We start from the raw sequence: 17,735 nt of genomic DNA on the forward strand, positions 1-17,735 counted from the left end.
CGAGGACAAGGGTCAGGGGTGCGCGGCGAGGAAACGCTGCACCTGCTCCTGCAGCCAGCGCGGATCATCCCACATCAGGAAGTGGAACCCCTGCGCGCTCATCGCGATCTGCACGCCCTGAAGCTTCGCGTACTGGGCCTGGAACACCGCGCGCGTGCTGGCCTCGGTGCCGCCCATCGGCTGGTAACCGGCCCAGCTGCCCAGCACCAGCGTCGGTGCGCTGATCGAGGCGATGCTGTCGCGCAGGTCGGTGGTCATCACCGCATGCATGGCATCGGCGGTGGTCTGGCGGTCACTGCCTTCGCCCCAGCGGCCCAGCTCGGCCTGGCGCTGCGGATCACGGGTCATGCCCGGAAGGCCCGCCTTCAACTGCGCCTGCCATTGCGCGGCGTCGGCAGCGAGCATGCCCTTGCGCAGCTGGTCGGCCATCGGCCGCACGCTGTCTGCGGTGGCCTTCGGGTCACGCGCGGCTGGCAGGAACGGCAGTGCATCGACCACCACCAGGGCGCTGACCGCCGCCGGCTCGGCCTGCGCCATCTGCAGGCCCAGCAGGCCACCCAGGCTGTGTCCGATCACCACCACCGGGCCCAGGTGCCGGTCATGCAGGTAGGCCAGCAGCTGCCCGCGCATGGCCGGCAGGAAGTCGGCCGGGCGCGGATCAGCGGCTGCGGCGCCGGCAAAGCCGGGCAGCTGCACCAGATGGCACTGCACGTCCTTCAGCGCCAGGCAGGTCTCGCGCCAGACCTCGGCGCTGCTGTTGAGACCGGGGATCATCAGCAGCGGACGGCCCTTGCCGACCACCTCGACCTGCACCTTGCCGGTGCCTGTGGCGGCCGCCGCATGGGCCGGACCGGAGCCAAGCACGGCCATCGCCATGCCGATCATCGCCAGCCGGGCCAAGGCCTTCATTGCGTACCACAGTGCCAGGAAGATCTTCATCGTCTGCTCCTTCGTCGGGTGGGTGGTGCCGGATGGGAACAGCGTGCCGCCGGGCCAGTGCCCCCGGTTACGATTTCGGAGCAACGGCCGGACACCTGGGCGAACGGTCACGTGCCACGGATGGCCTGCCCTCACGCAGCCGTCAAACATCTATCTTGATGAAGCGATATACTGACCCGCACCCGCCGCCACCGCCCGTGTCATGACTGCCATCAGCTTCGAGTTCTATCCGCCCAAGACCGACGAACAGCGCAGCCAGCTGGACCGCGCCGCGGCCAAGCTGAAGGACTACGGTCCCGAGTACGTGTCGTGTACCTTCGGCGCCGGTGGCTCGACCCTGAGCTATACCTCCGAAACCGTGCGCCATCTCAACCAGCACCACGGTTTCGATGCCGCGCCGCACCTGTCGTGCGTGGGCGGCACCCGCCAGGAAATCCGCGAGCTGCTCAAGCTGTACCGCGCCATCGGCTGCCGCCGCCTGGTCGCGCTGCGCGGCGACCTGCCGTCGGGCATGGGCTTTCCCGGCGACATGCGCTATGCCGCCGAACTGATCGACTTCATCCGCGCCGAGCACGGCGATGCGTTCCATATCGAAGTAGGCGCGTACCCAGAAACGCATCCGCAGGCCTCCGACGCACTGGCCGACCTGAAGCACTTCAAGGCCAAGATCGATGCCGGTGCCGATGCGGCGATCACCCAGTACTTCTTCAACCCGGACGCGTACTTCCATTTCGTCGACGAAGTACGGCGGCTGGGCGTGCAGGTACCGATCACCCCCGGCATCATGCCGATTGCCAACTTCAGCCAGCTGCGTCGCTTCTCCGAACAATGTGGTGCGGAGATTCCGCGTTGGATCAGCCGCAAGATGCAGGCCTATGGCGATGACGCGGAGTCCGTGCGTGCATTCGGCACTGAAGTGGTGGCCCGGCTGTGCCAGCGCCTGATCGAGGGCGGCGCACCCGGCCTGCACTTCTACACCCTGAACCTGGCCAAGCCGACCACCTCGGTGCTGAAGCTGCTGCAGGGCTGAGAGCACGACGCGCAAGCGTGATCGGCGCTACCCTGCAGGAATGATCCGGCTTTCCTTCCTGCTGTTGCTGCTGCCGCTGTGCGTGCTGTCGAGCGTCGCCCAGGCGCAGTCCACGCGCCTGAACCGCTGTACCGATGCCCAGGGTCAGAGCGTGTATACCGACCGTCCCTGCGACAGCCTGGGTGCGCAGTCGCGGCTGCCGCCGCCTGCGCCCGCCGGCAACACCCTGCAGCGCGACACCCTGGGGGCACGCTGCCCGCGGCGACTGAGCGAACTGGTGGATGCGCTGCGTACTGGCATCCTCAGCAACGATGTGAACCGGCTGTCCTCGCTGTACCTGTGGGGCGCGGTCTCTGATGCGGGTGCGCAGCGCATCCTCGGCCAACTGGAATCGTTGGCGCGGCGGCCATTGGTGGACGTGGTGCCGGTGTATCCCTCGCAGGCGCTGCCGCAATCGCAGGATGAGGGCCAGAGCCCTGCCGCGCAGGGATCCGACTCTGTGGCCTCTGTGGCGCGGCATCCGATCGGCCTGCGCCTGGAACAGACCTTGCCCGGCAGCGTGTCGCGCGCTTCGACGGTGCTGGGGTTGCGGCGGCAGTACGGGTGTTTCTGGATCACGTTGTGATCGGGAGGGTCAGAGCCCCGCGTTGCGATGATCCGACCCTGACATCACGCCGGCCACAGCGCGCGAATGGCGGCGATGCCCTGCCCACCATGGCGACGCGCCTCACTGATGTGGCCACTGCCCATGCCACCCAGCGCGTAGATCGGCAGTGACACCTGCGCACGCAGCTCGGCGAAGGCATCCCAGCCCAGCGGCACGGCATCGGGATGGCTGGCCGTGGCCTGCACCGGACCCAGCACGGCGAAGTCGCAGCCCAACTGCTGTGCGGCCTGCAGCTGCTGCAGGTCATGGCAGGACGCGGCCACCAGCTGGCCTTCGGGCAGCGGACGCTGCGACAGCTCCAGCAGCTGTTCGCTGCCCAGATGCACGCCCACGCCCAGTGCGCGTGCCAGCTCGATATCGCGGTTGAGCAGCCACTGCACGCCGCTGCGACGATGCGCGCGCAGGGCCTGCTCGACCATCGCCTGGCGCTGCGGATGCGCCGTCGGCAAGCGCAGCTGGATGCGCTGCTGGCCCGCGGCCACCGCGCGCTGCAGCTGTTCGTGCCAATGCTGCATGCCGCCCTCATCATCGGCCGGCGCCGGGGTGATCAGGTAGCTGTCGGGCTGGCGCAGGGCGGCCACCACCGGCAGGTCTGCCGGCGGCATTGAATAGCGGCCCAGCTTGTCCGGCGCCACCCAGGTGATCGCCTGCCCTTCACGGCCGCGGGGGGTTCCCTTCCAGCTGCGCACGTGGCGTACTTCCAGGGTCAGGTGCTTGTCCGGATAGCGCTGCGGCACGTCCATCAGCCACTCGCCGACATCGGCCTCGATGCCCAGTTCCTCGCGCAGCTCGCGCACCAGGGCCTGCTCGGAGGTCTCGCCGGATTCGCGCTTGCCGCCGGGGAATTCCCACAGGCCAGCCATGTCGCGGTTCTCGGTACGGCGGTTGAGCAGCACGCGGCCACGGGCGTCGGTGATGACGGCGGCCACAACGTGGATCGATCGGGTGGGGGAAGGCATGGAGGAAGCATGCCCAGAACAGGGCGGCCCGTGCAATCTCGGATCCGGCCGGATCAGCCCTGCGAAACAGCCGCCATAAAAGAAGAACCCCGCTTTCGCGGGGCTCTTCGGGGTCAGCTCAGCTGGCCGTGGCAGTGCTTGTACTTCTTGCCACTGCCGCACGGGCATGGATCGTTGCGGCCGATCTTCGGCTCGTCGCGCTGCACCTGTGCGTTGCCCTGCTGGGCAGCCTGCACCTGCGCAGCTTCCTCGTCGGCGCTGTAGCCGCCCACGTCCTGGTGCTGGAACTGCGACTGGCTCAGGCGGGCTTCGGCCTGCTGGCGTTCGGCCGCTTCCAGCGCCTGCACTTCCTCGTCGCTGCGGATGCGCACGCGCGACAGCAGGGTCACCACTTCGCGCTTGACGTTCTCCAGCATGTCCGAGAACAGTTCGAAGGCTTCCTTCTTGTACTCCTGCTTCGGCTGCTTCTGCGCGTAACCACGCAGGTAGATGCCCTGGCGCAGGTAATCCATGCGGGCCAGGTGCTCCTTCCAGCTCTGGTCCAGCACGGTCAGCATCACGTGCTTCTCCAGCGCGCGCATGGTCTCTTCGCCCACGCCGGCTTCCTTCTCGGCGAAGTGCTGGTTGACGCGTTCCTGCACCTTGGCGGCGATGGCTTCGGCGTCCAGCTCTTCGTGCGACTTGACCAGGTCGGTCAGCGACATCTGCAGGCCGAAGTCCGACTCCAGGGTCGCTTCCAGGCCACGCAGGTCCCACTGCTCGTCGATCGAGTTCGGCGGCACGAAGCGGGCCACCACGTCGAAGATCACGTCGTCGCGGATGCCGTCGACGTTGTCCTTCACCGACTCGGCGTCCAGCAGCTCGTCGCGCTGGGCGTAGATCACCTTGCGCTGGTCGTTGTTGACGTCGTCGAAATCCAGCAGGTTCTTGCGGATGTCGAAGTTGTGGGCCTCGACCTTGCGCTGCGCCTTCTCGATCTGGCGGCTGACCAGGCGGTCCTCGATGACGTCATCTTCCTTCATGCCCATCATGCGCATGGCCTTCTGCACCCAGTCGGAGGCGAAGATGCGCATCAGGTTGTCTTCCAGCGACAGGTAGAAGCGGGACGAACCCGGGTCACCCTGGCGGCCCGAACGGCCACGCAGCTGGTTGTCGATACGGCGCGATTCATGGCGCTCGGTACCGACGATGTGCAGGCCGCCGGCAGCCTTGACGGCCTCGTGGCGCTTCTGCCATTCGGCCTTGACCGCGGCCTTCTGCTCGTCGGTGGCACCTTCGCCCAGCTCGTGGATTTCCGCTTCCAGCGAACCGCCCAGCACGATGTCGGTACCACGGCCGGCCATGTTGGTGGCAATGGTCACGGCTGCCGGACGGCCGGCATTGGCGACGATGGTCGCTTCGCGGTCATGCTGCTTGGCGTTTAGCACTTCGTGCTTCACGCCCGCCTTGCGCAGGTGCTCGGACAGCATTTCCGAGGTTTCGATCGAGGTGGTACCCACCAGTACCGGCTGGCCGCGCTTGGCGCACTCTTCGATGTCGGCCAGCACCGCATTGAACTTGCCCTTGCGGTTGAGGAACACCTGGTCCGGGCTGTCCTTGCGGATGGTCGGGCGGTTGGTCGGAATCACCACCACTTCCAGGCCGTAGATGCTCTGGAACTCGAAGGCTTCGGTATCGGCCGTACCGGTCATGCCGGACAGCTTCTTGTACATGCGGAACAGGTTCTGGAAGGTGATGCTCGCCAGCGTCTGGTTCTCGCGCTGGACCGGCACGCCTTCCTTCGCTTCCACCGCCTGGTGCAGGCCATCGGACCAGCGGCGGCCGGACAGGGTGCGGCCGGTGAACTCATCGACGATGACCACTTCGCCATCGCGCACGATGTAGTCCACGTCACGCTGGTAGATCGCGTGCGCGCGCAGTGCGGCGTTGAGGTGGTGGACCACGGTCAGGTTCTGCGGCGCGTACAGGCCTTCGGTCTCGCCGTCGAGGATGCCGGCCTCGACCAGCAGCTGCTCGGCGTGCTCCATGCCTGCTTCGGACAGGTGCACCTGCTTGCCCTTCTCGTCGACCCAGAAGTCGCCTTCGCCGTCTTCCACTTCCTGCTTGACCAGGTTCGGCACGACGCGGTTGACGCGGATGTACAGCTCCGGGGAATCATCGGCCGGGCCGGAGATGATCAGCGGGGTACGCGCTTCGTCGATCAGGATGGAGTCGACTTCGTCGACGATGGCGTAGTGCAGGCCGCGCTGGTAGCGGTCGGCCTTGGACAGCGCCATGTTGTCGCGCAGGTAGTCGAAACCGAATTCGTTGTTGGTGCCGTAGGTGATGTCCGAGGCGTAGGCTTCGCGCTTGTCGCTGTGCGGCATGCCCGGGTAGACCACGCCCACGCTCAGGCCCAGCCAGTTGTACAGCTTGCCCATCTGCGCGGCGTCACGGCGCGCCAGGTAGTCGTTCACGGTGACCACGTGCACGCCCTTGCCTTCCAGCGCGTTGAGGTACACCGGCAGGGTCGCCACCAGGGTCTTGCCTTCACCGGTGCGCATTTCTGCGATCTTGCCCAGGTGAAGCACCATGCCGCCGATCAGCTGCACATCGTAGTGGCGCATGCCCAGCACGCGGCGGCCGGCTTCGCGGCAGACCGCGAACGCTTCCGGCAGCACCTTGTCCAGGGCTTCACCATTGGCGATGCGCTGCTTGAACTCCGGCGTCTTGGCCTGAAGCTGCTCGTCGGAAAGCTTCTCGATCTCCGGTTCCAGCGCATTGATCTTGGCGACGATGCGGTTGAGCTGGCGCAGCTGTCGTTCGTTACGACTGCCAAATACGCGGGTAAGCAGGCTGTTGATCATTGAAGGAACCGGGTTGGATGGACACGACGCCCGGCCTCCCCCTTGGGATCCGTCCGCCGCAAACGAAACAGGGCGCCTGGCGCCCTGTCGATGGCAACACCCATTGTAGCTTGGGACGGCCGTGAGGGGTTTCAACCCTTTGCGGTCGTCCAGGCGGCCGGGACCGGGGTCCTGGCGGCCGCGCTTCGCGCTCGCGGGGCATGGCCCCGCGCTACCGCCGGGATCCGACGGCGTGCCGGTAGCGCCGGGCCATGCCCGGCGTTGGGTTCAACCGCGGCTGATGCGGCCAACCGGCGTATTGCCGCCGTCGCCAAGGAACTTGCGCGGGTTGACCACGTTGCCGTTCTCCCACACCTCGAAGTGCACGTGGGCGCCGGTCGAACGACCGGTGGAACCGGCCTTGGCCACTTCCTGCCCGGCACGGACCAGGTCGCCGACCTTCACCACCAGGCGCGAATTGTGCGCGTAGCGGGTGACGTAGCCGTTACCGTGGTCGACGTCGACCGCGTTGCCGTAGCCGCCCTTGACGCCGGCGAAGCTGACCACGCCTTCGGCCACGGCCATCACCGGGTCACCGACCTTGGCGTGGAAGTCCATGCCCTTGTGGGTGGCGGCACCGCGGCCGAACGGGTCGGCACGGGTGCCGAAACCGGAGGTCACATAGCTGTTGCGGATCGGCATGCGCGAGGGCACGGCGTTCTGCTGCAGCTGGTGGTCGAACATCAGCGATTCCATCACCGACAACTGGCGGCCTGAAGCAGCGAAGCGCTGCTCCAGCACCTGTAAGTCGGCGTTGACGTCCTTGACCGGGATGTCGCTGGTCGGGCCGCCGGCGTCACCGTCACCGAGGCCGGGGGTCTCGTTGAAGTCGAACTCGCCGTCTTCCAGCTTGCCCATCTGGGTCAGCCGTTCGCCGAGGGCGTTGAGGCGTGTGGCCTGGGCCTGCAGCTCGCCGAGGCGGGCCGCCAGCGCGTTGACCTGGGTCTGCGCATCGCGCTTGACCTTGGCCAGCTCCGCATCCTGGCGCTCGACCTTGGCCTGCAGGCGGGAGTCATTCAGCGCGCTGGCGCCAATGCCACCGGCAAGGCCGATAATGCAGCCTACCCCGAGCACGCTGCCCAGCAGGGCGCGGGGGCGGTCCTCGAAATAGAACCGCAAACGCGCGATGGGCGACGATTTGGCCTGTCCTTCACGCGTTTTGATTACGATCTTTTTGAATGCCATCAGTGAGTTTTCATGTCTGAGCCGAAATCCAGCGTTCGCCCCGCGTCAGTGCCGAAGCCGGCGCTGGATGCGGTGATGGCGGACAAAAGCGGGAACCCGCTGCGGCGTGCCTTGTGGCTCGACGCGCTGGACCGTCAGTTGCGCCCCCAGTTGCCGCCACCTCTGCGCAGCCGTTGCCGGCTGGCCAATGTGGACGGGGAACACCTCGTTTTTCTCGTCGAGTCCCCGGTCTGGCATGCCAAGTTGCGGCTTGCCGAAGCCCAGTTGCTCGACGCGGCCCGTTCCATCGGGCTGAAGGCCACCAAGGTGACCATCAAGACTGCGTCTCCCACTCCCACGCGCTCCCCAGCGCTCGACAACCGGAATGGACCCCACGCAGTTTCAGCCGCCACGCACAAAGGGCTACGCGACGCCTTGGCTTGCCTGCAGGACGTTCCTTCGAAGCCGAAGAAGCGGTCCTGACGACAACGGAGCATCCGGCTCCGCTCCCCGTCGCACGTGTCACCACGGCGTGAAACATTTCGGGGGCCGGGTCGCATCCTAGCTGCCATCCGGGGGCCTGTCGTTAGATTGTTGTTAAAACTACGTTAAATTCAGGCTTCCGATCCAACAGGTTCACAAAACCGTGACCTCGAACCGGCCTTGATGCGCGTCAAGCATGCTGAATGCGACGAAGATACCTGAAACGACAACGCCGCCCTGGAAGGCGGCGTTTTTGTCTTTAAATTCAACAACCTGCAGAAATCAGGCGTAGGCCGGAGTGGCATATTCGACCGGATCCGGCGTGGCCGGCGAGTCGAAGCTGACCCATTCCCAGGCGGTGGCATCGGCCATCAGCGCGCGCACCAGCTTGTTGTTGAGCGCGTGACCCGACTTGAAGCCCTCGTAGGCACCCAGCACCTGGCCACCGGCCAGATAAAGGTCGCCGATCGCGTCGAGGATCTTGTGGCGCACGAATTCGTCGGCGTAGCGCAGGCCGTCTTCGTTGAGCACGCGGAACTCGTCCAGCACGATGGCGTTGTCCATCGAACCGCCCAGGCCCAGGTTGCGCTCGCGCATGTATTCCAGGTCGCGCATGAAGCCGAAGGTGCGCGCGCGGGAGATTTCCTTGGTGTAGGCCAGCGTCGAGAACTCGATTTCCTGGCGCGACTGCTTGGCCGGGATCATCGGGTGGTCGAACTGGATGGTGAAGCCCAGCTTGTAGCCCTCGTACGGGCTGAAGCGGGCCACCTTGTCGCCCTCGGTCACTTCCACGGTCTTCAGCACGCGGATGAAGCGCTTGGGCGCATCCTGTTCCACGATGCCCGCCGACTGCAGCAGGAACACGAAGGGGCCGGCCGAACCGTCCATGATCGGCAGCTCGGCCGAGGACAGTTCGACGATGATGTTGTCCACACCCAGGCCGGCCAGCGCCGACATCAGGTGTTCGACGGTCTGGATCTTGGCGTCGTTGCAGGTCAGGCCGGTGCACAGGGTCACTTCGGTGACCAGCTCGGCCTTGGCCGGCACTTCCACCACCGGGTCCAGGTCCACGCGGCGGAACACGATGCCATGGTTGACCGGTGCCGGGCGCAGGGTCATATAGACCTTGTCACCGCTGTGCAGGCCAACGCCGGTGGCGCGGATCGTGTTCTTGAGGGTGCGTTGCTGGATCATGGGGGATGGACCGGAAGTGACACATTAGATTAACACGCAAGGTCCCCTACCCCGGCTGAAAGCAGGCAGGACGCACCGGCGCGCCAATGGGACGCACATGAAGCAGGGCGGCCGGGCCCATCCTGGCCCGGCGCCCGCATTTTCAGGACATGGTGGCGCAACCCGGGGAGGACAACCCCGGGCCGCCCCGCTTAGTCCGCCTGGCGGCGCAGGAACGCCGGGATGTCCAGGTAGTCGTTCGGCAGTTCCGCCGCAGCCGGTGCCGAAGCCGACGGGGCCGACGGGGCCGAAGCCGCTGCGGTATCGCTGCTGGCACGACGCAGGCCCAGGCCCATGCCACCGACGGCCTTGGACACAGCGTCGCCGCCGTTGTCGAAGTCACCGAATTCCGGCTGGCCGGTGGTGGCATTGCGGACCAGCTTGATCGGCGCACGCTCGCCCGGACGCTGGGTCTTGCTGGCCGACACGCGGTTCAGGCCGGTAGCGACCACGGTCACGCGCACTTCGTCCTGCATGTCCGGATCCAGCACGGTACCGACCACCACGGTGGCGTCTTCGGAAGCGAAGCCATCGATGGTGCGGCCGATCTCGTCGAACTCGGCCATGGTGAAGTCCGCACCGGCGGTGATGTTGACCAGGATGCCGTTGGCACCGGCCAGGTTCACATCGTCCAGCAGCGGGTTCTGGATCGCGGCTTCGGCGGCGGCCTGGGCGCGGTCATCACCACGCGCGGTGCCGGTACCCATCATCGCCAGGCCCATTTCGGACATGACGGTGCGCACGTCGGCGAAGTCGACGTTGATCAGGCCCGGACGCACGATCAGGTCGGCGATGCCCTGCACGGCGCCCTGCAGCACGTCGTTGGCGGCACGGAAGGCCTGGATCATGGTCGCGTTGCGGCCCAGCACGGTGATCAGCTTCTCGTTCGGGATGGTGATCAGCGAGTCGCAGTGCTGGCTCAGTTCCTCGATGCCCTTCAGCGCCACCTGCATGCGGCGACGGCCTTCGAACGGGAACGGCTTGGTGACCACGGCCACGGTCAGGATGCCCATTTCCTTGGCCAGCTGTGCCACCACCGGTGCCGCGCCGGTGCCGGTGCCACCGCCCATGCCGGCGGTGATGAAGACCATGTCCGCGCCCTGCAGCGCGTCCATGATGCGCTCACGGTCTTCCAGCGCGGCCTGGCGGCCGACTTCCGGATTCGCGCCTGCGCCCAGGCCCTTGGTCACGTTGGTACCCAGCTGCAGCTGCAGCTTGGCACCACAATTCTTGATGGCCTGCGAGTCGGTGTTGGCGGTGATGAATTCCACGCCATCCACCGCCGAGTTGACCATGTGCGCCACGGCATTGCCGCCGCCGCCGCCCACGCCAACCACCTTGATCACCGCATTGGGTGCCATCTTTTCGATCAGTTCAAAATGCGCCATGTCCGTGTCCTCGTTGTATCCGCTTTGGCTGGCATGGGCATTCGGGCGTCCTGCCGTCCTGCTGCATGCCAACGTTGCGGCTGTGTGGGTTGTGTGTTGCCGGTGTTGCCTTGTGATGCGGGTACTGCGGGTACTGCGACCGGGCCAGGCCCGGCATTACGGGTTCCGCGTCAGAACTCGCCGCGGAACCAGGTCTTGAGTTTCTTGAACATGCTTCCAGCGCGCCCGGTCGGCAGCGACGGCCGGCGCGGATGCTCGATCTGGCTGCCCATCAGCAGCAGGCCCACGCCGGTGGCATGCACCGGGTTGCCGACTACTTCGCCGAGGCCGGTGACGTGCTGCGGAATGCCCACGCGCACCGGCATCTGCAGCATTTCCTCGGCCAGCTCGACCACGCCTTCCATCTTCGAAGCGCCACCGGTCAGCACCATGCCGGCGCGCACCAGTTCCTCGAAGCCGGAGCGGCGCAGTTCGGCCTGCACCATCTCGAAGATCTCCTCGTAACGACCCTGCACCGCCTGCGCCAGCGAGTGGCGCGGCATGCGGCGCGGCGGACGGTCACCCACCGACGGCACCTGGATGCTTTCCTCGGCGGTGGCCAGCTGGGCCAGGGCGCAGGCGTAACGCACCTTGATCTGCTCGGCTTCCGGGGTCGGCGTGCGCAGCATGTGCGCGATGTCGTTGGTGACGTGGTCGCCGGCGATCGGCAGCGAGGCGGTGTGGCAGATCGCACCCTGCACGAACACCGCGATGTCGGTGGTGCCGGCGCCCATGTCGACCAGCACCACGCCCAGCTCGCGCTCGTCGGCGGTCAGCACCGCCACGCTGGAGGCCAGCGAGGACAGCACCAGGTCATCCACCTGCAGGCCGCAGCGCTGCACGCACTTGCTGATGTTGGCCGCGGCCGACTGCGCGCACACCACCAGGTGCGCGTGCACCTCCAGGCGCACGCCGGTCATGCCGACCGGGTTGCGGATGCCTTCCTGCGAATCGTCCAGTACGTACTCGCGCGGGATCGCATGCAGGATCTTCTGGTCGGCCGGAATCGCCACCGCCTTGGCCGCATCGAGCACGCGATCCAGGTCACCCCAGGTCACTTCCCCGTCGCGGATCGGCACGATGCCCGGCGAGTTCTTGCACTGCACGTGGTTGCCGGAGATGGAGGCGTACACCGAGCGGATCTCGCAGCCGGCCATCAGCTCGGCTTCTTCCACCGCGCGCTGGATCGACTGCACGGTCGATTCGATGTCCACCACCACGCCGCGCTTCAAACCGCGCGACTCGTGCGAGCCGATGCCGATCACTTCGATCGGGTTGCCCGGCGAATACTCGCCCACCAGCGCCACCACCTTGGAGGTGCCGATGTCCAGGCCAACGATCAGCGATTTGTCACCCTTGCGATTCATGTCCTTTCCTGCGTCCTGCTGGCTGGGGTCGCCGGCGTTTTCGCCGGCGTGGCCGGGGTACCCCAGCTCAGCGTGAAACCATTGGTGTAACGGAGGTCCGCGCGCTCGATCGGCGCGTCCTGACGGTTCAGCTGCGGCAGCACCTTGACGAAGCGCTGCATGCGCGAGCGCGCGTCGTCGCGGCCCACCACCACTTCGGTGCCGTTGCTCAGCACAAGCGACCAACTGCCGCGTGCATCCATCGTCACCCGGCGCACGTCGACGCCGGCCGGTGCGAACAATGCACGCGAGTCGCTGTACAGCTTCATCACTTCTTCTGTCTGGCTGTCGGGGCCATCCAGTTCGGGCAGCGCCAGGTCGGCCAGCTTCTTCGGCGTGGGGAACAACTTGCCCTGCTCGGAAACCAGGCGGTCGCTGCCCCAGCGCGCGAACGGCTTGTGCTCGACCAGGGTCACTTCCAGCACGTCCGGCCACTGCTTGCGCACCTGCGCGCTTTCCACCCACGGCAGCTGTTCCAGCGCGTCCTGCGCGTCCTGCAGCTTGACTGCGAAGAAGCCGGCGCGCGCGTACGGCAGCAGCACCTGCTGCAGCTGTTCGGCCGGCACCCGCTTGAACTCACCATGCACGCGCAGCTTCGCCAGCGGCCAGCGCTCGGCGCCGACCCAGCCATTGACCACGGCCACCACCGGCAGTGCAACCACCGACAGCGCCAACAGCCAGACGAAGATGCGCAGCACCGCGTTCATGCGTGCGAGGCCTCCAGGGTCTGTTCCAGCACGCGCCACACCAGCTCTTCGAAGCTGATGCCGGCCTGGCCCGCGGCCTTGGGCACCAGCGAATGGCTGGTCATGCCCGGCGCGGTGTTCACTTCCAGCAGGAAGAAGCGGCCGCTGCTGCGATCGCGCATCACGTCCACGCGACCCCAGCCACGGCAACCGGCGGCACGGAATGCGGCCAGCGCGATGCGCCGGATTTCTTCTTCGTCGTCACCGTCCAGGCCCGGGCACAGATACTGGGTGTCTTCGGCGATGTACTTGGCGTTGTAGTCGTACCACTGGCCCTTGGGCACGATGCGGATCGACGGCAGCGCGACATCCCCCAGGATGGCCACGGTCAGTTCGTCGCCCACCACCATCTGCTCCATCAGCAGCTGGCCGTCGTAGCGCGCGGCCAGCGCCACGGCCTCATCCAGGCCCGCATCATCGGTCACCCGGCTGATGCCCACGCTGGAACCTTCGTTGGCCGGCTTCACCACCACCGGCAGGCCCAGTTCGGCCGCCAGCGCATGTACGTTCGACGCGTCGACCTTCCTGTACTGCGGGGTCGGCAGGCCCAGCGACAGCCACACCTGCTTGGTGCGGATCTTGTCCATGCTCAGCGCCGAACCCAGCACGTCCGAGCCGGTGTACGGCACGCCGAAGGCGTCCATCAAGCCCTGCACGATGCCGTCCTCACCACCACCGTTGTGGCCATGCAGGATGTTGAACACGCGATCGATGCCACCGGCGGCCAGCGCCTTGGCCAGCGCAGGGATGCCGTCCACGGCAAACGCATCGACGCCGCGTGACTGCAGGGCTTCGAGCACGTTGCGGCCGGAATCCAGCGATACCTCGCGTTCGCTGGAGGTGCCACCGAGCAGCACGGCGACGCGGCCGAAGCGAGCCGGGTCGGTCACGTGCAGCGGCGGGAAGGTCAGCGTGCTCACGCCTCGCCCTCCCCCTTGAAGCCTTCCACCGCGATGTGGGTGGCCACGGCGCCGATGTCGCCCGCCCCCATCATCAGCAGCAGGTCACCGTCCTGCAGTACGTCCGGCAGCACGCTGGCCAGTTCGGCGGCCTTGCCCACCACCACCGGCTCGCTGCGGCCGCGCGCACGGATGGCACGGGCCAGCGCGTGCGAGTCGGCACCGGCAATCGGCTCTTCACCGGCCGGGTAGACCTCGCTCAGCACCAGCGCGTCGACGCTGGACAGCACCGCGGCGAACTTGTCGAACTGGTCGCGGGTACGGCTGTAGCGGTGCGGCTGGAAGGCCACCACCAGGCGCTTGTCGGCCCAGCCACCGCGGGCGGCAGCGAACACGGCTTCCAGCTCGCTCGGGTGATGACCGTAGTCGTCGATGATGCGGACCTTGGCACCGCTGGCGGTGGTCACCTCGCCCAGGTCGTTGAAGCGACGGCCGACACCGGCAAAGGCTTCCAGCGCGCGTGCGATGGCATCCGGGGCCACGCCCAGCTGCCAGCCCACCGCGGCGGCGGCCAGCGCGTTGAGTACGTTGTGCCTGCCCGGCAGCGCCAGCACCACTTCCTGGCTGGTGCCCTGCGGCAGGCGCAGGGTGAAGCGCATGCGCGAGCCTTCCTGCACCACGTTCTCGGCGCGCACGTCAGCCTGCGGGCTCATGCCGTAGCTCATCACGTGGCGCGGGGTCTTGGCGGCCAGTGCAGCCACTTCCGGGTCGTCGATGCACAGCACCGCCAGGCCGTAGAACGGCAGGCGCTGCAGGAACTCGGCGAACGCCGCCTGCACGCGGGCAAAATCGTTGCCGTAGTTCTCCAGATGATCCGCATCGATGTTGGTGATGATCGACATCAGCGGGTTCAGGCGCAGGAAGCTGCCATCGCTTTCGTCGGCCTCGGCCACCAACCACTGCCCACTGCCCAGCTTGGCGTTGGCACCGGCAGCCAGCAGCTGACCACCGATCACGAACGTCGGGTCCAGGCCACCTTCGCTCAGCACCGCAGCGGTGAGGCTGGTGGTGGTGGTCTTGCCATGGGTGCCGGCCACGGCGATGCCACGGCGGAAACGCATCAGTTCGGCCAGCATCGCTGCGCGCGGCATGATCGGAATACGCTGGCTGCGCGCTTCCATCAGTTCCGGGTTGTCTTCGCGGATGGCACTGGAGACCACCACGCAGTCGGTGCCCAGCACGTTGGCCGCCGAGTGGCCGCGCATGATGCGCGCACCCAGGCTGGCCAGGCGGCGGGTCGCCACGTTGTCGGCGTTGTCCGAACCGGACACTTCATAGCCCAGCGTCAGCATCACTTCGGCGATACCGCTCATGCCGGTGCCGCCGATGCCGACGAAATGCACGCGCGGGAATGCGCGCACCAGGTCGTTGGTGTCGTGCAGGCGACGGATCATGCGCGGCCTCGCGCAGGGCAGGCGCAGTGGCAGGCCTTCTTCATACAACTTCCTCAAGAATGATATCGGCGATGCGCTCGGCGGCATCGACCTTGGCCAGGGCACGCGCGGCTTGCGCCATCTGCATGCGGCGGGCGGGATTTTCGGACAGATCGCGCAGCAGTGCGGCAATGCCGTCGGCCAGCGTTCCGTCCTGCTTCAGCAACACCGCCGCGCCACGCTCGACCAGGTACTCCGCATTGCGGGTCTGGTGATCGTCGACGGCGGCGGGGAATGGCACCAGCACGCTGCCGACACCGACCGCGCACAGCTCGGCCAGCGTCGACGCGCCGGCACGGCACACGACCAGGTCGGCCCAGGCGAAGGCTTCGGCCATGTCCGCGATGAACGGGGTGATTTCAGCCTGCACGCCGGCCTTGGCATACGCCTCGACCGCTTCGGCATGCAGCTTCTCGCCACTCTGGTGGCGCACCTGCACCGGCACACCCGTGCCCAGCGCGGCAATCGCCTGCGGCACGCCGGTGTTGAGCGCACGCGCCCCCTGGCTGCCGCCGACCACCAGCACGCGCAGCGGGCCGTGGCGGTCGGCGAAGCGCTGCTCCGGCGGCGCGATGGCCGCGATCTCCGCACGCACCGGGTTGCCGACGAACTCCTCGCCCTTGGCGAAGGTACCGGGGAAGCCGGTCAGCAACCGGCGCGCATAGCGCGACAGGATGCGGTTGGTCATGCCGGGCGCGCGATTCTGTTCGTGCACCAGCAGCGGCAGGCCGTGCAGGCGGGTGGCCATGCCACCGGGGCCAGAGGCAAAGCCACCGAAGGCGACCACCGCACGCGGCTGGCGCTTGCGGATGATCATGCCGGCCGCGCGCAGCGCGCGCATCAGCCGCCACGGCGCGCCCAGCAGGGCCAGCTTGCCCTTGCCGCGCAGGCCGGTGATGGCCAGCGTGTCGATCGGAATGTCGTGCTGTGGCACCAGGCGCGTTTCCATCGCACCGTCGGCACCCATCCAGGTGACCGGCACGCCGCGCTGGCGCAGCACGCGGGCCACGGCCAGGCCGGGGAAGATGTGACCGCCGGTGCCACCGGCCAGGATCATCACCGGGCGGGCGTTGGAAGCACTGCTCATGACAGCCTCCCGAAGGTCGGTTCGATGCGCGACTGCAGGCGGCTGGTGCCACGCGCAGCGTTCGGCGCAGCGGCAGCCACCGGCTCGGCGCTCATCGGCACGCTGGCGGCCACCGGCGCGGCGGGCCCGTCCATCGGCTCGGCAGCGGCGTCTTCGGCGCCGCCGATGCGCACGGCCTGGCGGCGCTCGGCGCGCTTGAGCTCATAGGACACGCGCAGCAGCAGGCCCATCGCCACGCAGGTCATCAGCACCGACGAACCGCCGGAGGAGATCAGCGGCAGGGTCAGGCCCTTGGTCGGCAGGATGCCCAGGTTCACGCCGATCGAGACGAAGGTCTGCATGCTGATCCACAGGCCGATGCCGAAGGCGATATAGCCGGAGAAGTGGCGCTTCATTTCCACGCAGCGCATGCCCAGCCAGAAGGTACGGCCGACCAGCAGCGCGTACAGGGCCACGATCACGCAGGTGCCCAGGAAGCCGAATTCCTCGGCGGTGACCGAGAAGATGAAGTCGGTGTGCGCTTCAGGCAGGTAGTACAGCTTCTGCACCGAGTTGCCCAGGCCGACGCCGGTCCACTCGCCACGGCCCACCGCCATCAGCGCGTTGGACAGCTGGTAGCCGTCGCCCTGCTGGTCGGCCCACGGGTCCAGGAAGGAGGTGATGCGGCGCATGCGGTACGGCTCGATGATCGCCAGCGCGCTCATGCCGACCAGGCCGATGATCACCGGCATCGACATGCGCGGCATGTTCACACCGCCCAGCACCAGCATGCCGGCGGTGATCGCCAGCAGCAGGGTGGACGAACCGAAGTCCGGCTGCAGCAGCAGCAACAGCACCAGCGCACCGGCCACGCCCAACGGCTTGAGCATCGCCGGCCAGGTCGCGTTGACCTCGTCGCGGAAGCGCACCAGATAGCTGGACAGCCAGACGATGTAGAGCACCTTCACCGCTTCCACCGTCTGGAACTTGGAGATGCCCAGGTTGATCCAGCGGCGTGCGCCGTTGACCGTGCTGCCGAGGCCCGGTGCGAACACCGCCAGCAGCAGCACGAAGCAGCCCAGCAGCAGCATCTGGTTGTACTGCTCGATGGACTTCAGTTCAGTGCGGGCGGCAACGACCGCCAGCACGATGCCCACCGCCAGGAAGATCAGGTGGCGGTTGAGGTAGTAGAACGGGCTGCTCATCAGCGCGATCGAACTGGACGCCACCATCACCACGCCAATGCCCGTGAGCGCGATGATCGCGCCCAGCAGCCACTTGTCGTAGCTGCCTTCGATGGCTTCAAGGCGTGTTGCCTGGCGGGACAGGTCGTTCATC

At 67.0% G+C, this 17,735-nt stretch carries 14 protein-coding genes and 1 pseudogene; 3 read left to right on the plus strand and 12 right to left on the minus strand.

What is annotated here, in order from left to right; translation table 11 throughout:
* Positions 1-12: 12 nt before the first annotated feature.
* Entirely contained in the window at positions 13-939 is a 927-nt protein-coding gene (locus ACTJJM_RS09120; RefSeq protein ID WP_099560062.1) for an alpha/beta fold hydrolase, read from the minus strand.
* Between the two features lie 202 nt (positions 940-1,141).
* On the opposite strand from ACTJJM_RS09120, the gene metF reads away from it, so the two are divergent.
* Together metF and ACTJJM_RS09130 are read left to right on the plus strand one after the other, a co-directional pair.
* Positions 1,142-1,969 carry a methylenetetrahydrofolate reductase [NAD(P)H] gene (metF, locus tag ACTJJM_RS09125; RefSeq protein WP_004143823.1) on the plus strand — a complete coding sequence of 276 codons (828 nt, stop codon included), beginning with the start codon at positions 1,142-1,144 and terminating at the stop codon, positions 1,967-1,969.
* Positions 1,970-2,009: 40 nt separating this feature from the next.
* The gene (locus tag ACTJJM_RS09130; RefSeq protein ID WP_019338075.1) at positions 2,010-2,594 is read left to right on the plus strand and encodes a DUF4124 domain-containing protein; all 585 of its coding nucleotides are present in this window, start codon (positions 2,010-2,012) and stop codon (positions 2,592-2,594) included.
* 44 nt (positions 2,595-2,638) lie between these two features.
* Here the strand turns inward: ACTJJM_RS09130 and ACTJJM_RS09135 are convergent, their stop codons facing one another.
* The 3 genes from ACTJJM_RS09135 to ACTJJM_RS09145 form a co-directional block, all read right to left on the minus strand.
* The gene (locus tag ACTJJM_RS09135) at positions 2,639-3,595 is read right to left on the minus strand and encodes a Nudix family hydrolase (RefSeq protein WP_010481915.1); all 957 of its coding nucleotides are present in this window, start codon (positions 3,593-3,595) and stop codon (positions 2,639-2,641) included.
* Between the two features lie 113 nt (positions 3,596-3,708).
* The gene (secA, locus tag ACTJJM_RS09140; protein WP_049411268.1) at positions 3,709-6,441 is read right to left on the minus strand and encodes a preprotein translocase subunit SecA; all 2,733 of its coding nucleotides are present in this window, start codon (positions 6,439-6,441) and stop codon (positions 3,709-3,711) included.
* Positions 6,442-6,708: 267 nt separating this feature from the next.
* Positions 6,709-7,665: a M23 family metallopeptidase gene (locus ACTJJM_RS09145; RefSeq protein WP_440865417.1), complete on the minus strand. Its 957-nt coding sequence runs from the start codon at positions 7,663-7,665 to the stop codon at positions 6,709-6,711.
* Positions 7,666-7,677: 12 nt separating this feature from the next.
* Here ACTJJM_RS09145 and ACTJJM_RS09150 point away from each other — a divergent pair, with 12 nt between their 5' ends.
* Entirely contained in the window at positions 7,678-8,127 is a 450-nt protein-coding gene (locus tag ACTJJM_RS09150; RefSeq protein ID WP_029379786.1) for a DUF721 domain-containing protein, read from the plus strand.
* 282 nt (positions 8,128-8,409) lie between these two features.
* On the opposite strand, the gene lpxC is transcribed toward ACTJJM_RS09150, so the two are convergent.
* From lpxC to ftsW, 8 genes and pseudogenes are all read right to left on the minus strand, one after another.
* Complete coding sequence (lpxC, locus tag ACTJJM_RS09155; protein WP_005408085.1) at positions 8,410-9,321, minus strand: UDP-3-O-acyl-N-acetylglucosamine deacetylase; 912 nt, start codon at positions 9,319-9,321, stop codon at positions 8,410-8,412.
* 191 nt (positions 9,322-9,512) lie between these two features.
* Positions 9,513-10,748 carry a cell division protein FtsZ gene (gene ftsZ / locus ACTJJM_RS09160; protein WP_010481920.1) on the minus strand — a complete coding sequence of 412 codons (1,236 nt, stop codon included), beginning with the start codon at positions 10,746-10,748 and terminating at the stop codon, positions 9,513-9,515.
* Between the two features lie 170 nt (positions 10,749-10,918).
* The gene (gene ftsA / locus ACTJJM_RS09165; protein WP_005408083.1) at positions 10,919-12,154 is read right to left on the minus strand and encodes a cell division protein FtsA; all 1,236 of its coding nucleotides are present in this window, start codon (positions 12,152-12,154) and stop codon (positions 10,919-10,921) included.
* A 68-nt stretch (positions 12,155-12,222) separates the two neighbouring features.
* Positions 12,223-12,900, minus strand: a pseudogene (locus ACTJJM_RS09170) (cell division protein FtsQ/DivIB); the annotation flags it as partial.
* The gene (locus ACTJJM_RS09175; protein WP_010481924.1) at positions 12,897-13,859 is read right to left on the minus strand and encodes a D-alanine--D-alanine ligase; all 963 of its coding nucleotides are present in this window, start codon (positions 13,857-13,859) and stop codon (positions 12,897-12,899) included. The gene ACTJJM_RS09175 and the pseudogene ACTJJM_RS09170, both read right to left, overlap by 4 nt.
* Positions 13,856-15,292 carry a UDP-N-acetylmuramate--L-alanine ligase gene (murC, locus tag ACTJJM_RS09180; protein WP_099560100.1) on the minus strand — a complete coding sequence of 479 codons (1,437 nt, stop codon included), beginning with the start codon at positions 15,290-15,292 and terminating at the stop codon, positions 13,856-13,858. Before murC ends, ACTJJM_RS09175 begins: the two co-directional genes overlap by 4 nt.
* 40 nt (positions 15,293-15,332) lie before the next feature.
* The gene (murG, locus tag ACTJJM_RS09185; RefSeq protein ID WP_159359804.1) at positions 15,333-16,418 is read right to left on the minus strand and encodes an undecaprenyldiphospho-muramoylpentapeptide beta-N-acetylglucosaminyltransferase; all 1,086 of its coding nucleotides are present in this window, start codon (positions 16,416-16,418) and stop codon (positions 15,333-15,335) included.
* Positions 16,415-17,734, minus strand: coding sequence for a putative lipid II flippase FtsW (gene ftsW / locus ACTJJM_RS09190; RefSeq protein ID WP_049411261.1), 1,320 nt, complete (start codon positions 17,732-17,734; stop codon positions 16,415-16,417). The genes murG and ftsW overlap by 4 nt, the downstream gene beginning before the upstream one ends.
* Position 17,735 lies beyond the last annotated feature (1 nt).

Origin of the sequence: Stenotrophomonas sp. 22692, assembly GCF_052045015.1 — a bacterium.
In the GTDB taxonomy this organism is placed as follows: Bacteria; Pseudomonadota; Gammaproteobacteria; order Xanthomonadales; family Xanthomonadaceae; genus Stenotrophomonas; species Stenotrophomonas geniculata.

Coding starts and splice junctions, on each gene's coding strand:
- murG (WP_159359804.1), bottom strand. CDS start 16,418: ATGAGCAGTGCTTCCAACGCCCGCCCGGTGATGATCCTGGCCGGTGGC.
- ftsW (WP_049411261.1), bottom strand. CDS start 17,734: ATGAACGACCTGTCCCGCCAGGCAACACGCCTTGAAGCCATCGAAGGC.
- murC (WP_099560100.1), bottom strand. CDS start 15,292: ATGATCCGTCGCCTGCACGACACCAACGACCTGGTGCGCGCATTCCCG.
- ftsZ (WP_010481920.1), bottom strand. CDS start 10,748: ATGGCGCATTTTGAACTGATCGAAAAGATGGCACCCAATGCGGTGATC.
- ACTJJM_RS09120 (WP_099560062.1), bottom strand. CDS start 939: ATGAAGATCTTCCTGGCACTGTGGTACGCAATGAAGGCCTTGGCCCGG.
- secA (WP_049411268.1), bottom strand. CDS start 6,441: ATGATCAACAGCCTGCTTACCCGCGTATTTGGCAGTCGTAACGAACGA.
- ACTJJM_RS09130 (WP_019338075.1), top strand. CDS start 2,010: ATGATCCGGCTTTCCTTCCTGCTGTTGCTGCTGCCGCTGTGCGTGCTG.
- lpxC (WP_005408085.1), bottom strand. CDS start 9,321: ATGATCCAGCAACGCACCCTCAAGAACACGATCCGCGCCACCGGCGTT.
- ACTJJM_RS09145 (WP_440865417.1), bottom strand. CDS start 7,665: ATGGCATTCAAAAAGATCGTAATCAAAACGCGTGAAGGACAGGCCAAA.
- ftsA (WP_005408083.1), bottom strand. CDS start 12,154: ATGAATCGCAAGGGTGACAAATCGCTGATCGTTGGCCTGGACATCGGC.
- ACTJJM_RS09135 (WP_010481915.1), bottom strand. CDS start 3,595: ATGCCTTCCCCCACCCGATCGATCCACGTTGTGGCCGCCGTCATCACC.
- metF (WP_004143823.1), top strand. CDS start 1,142: ATGACTGCCATCAGCTTCGAGTTCTATCCGCCCAAGACCGACGAACAG.
- ACTJJM_RS09150 (WP_029379786.1), top strand. CDS start 7,678: ATGTCTGAGCCGAAATCCAGCGTTCGCCCCGCGTCAGTGCCGAAGCCG.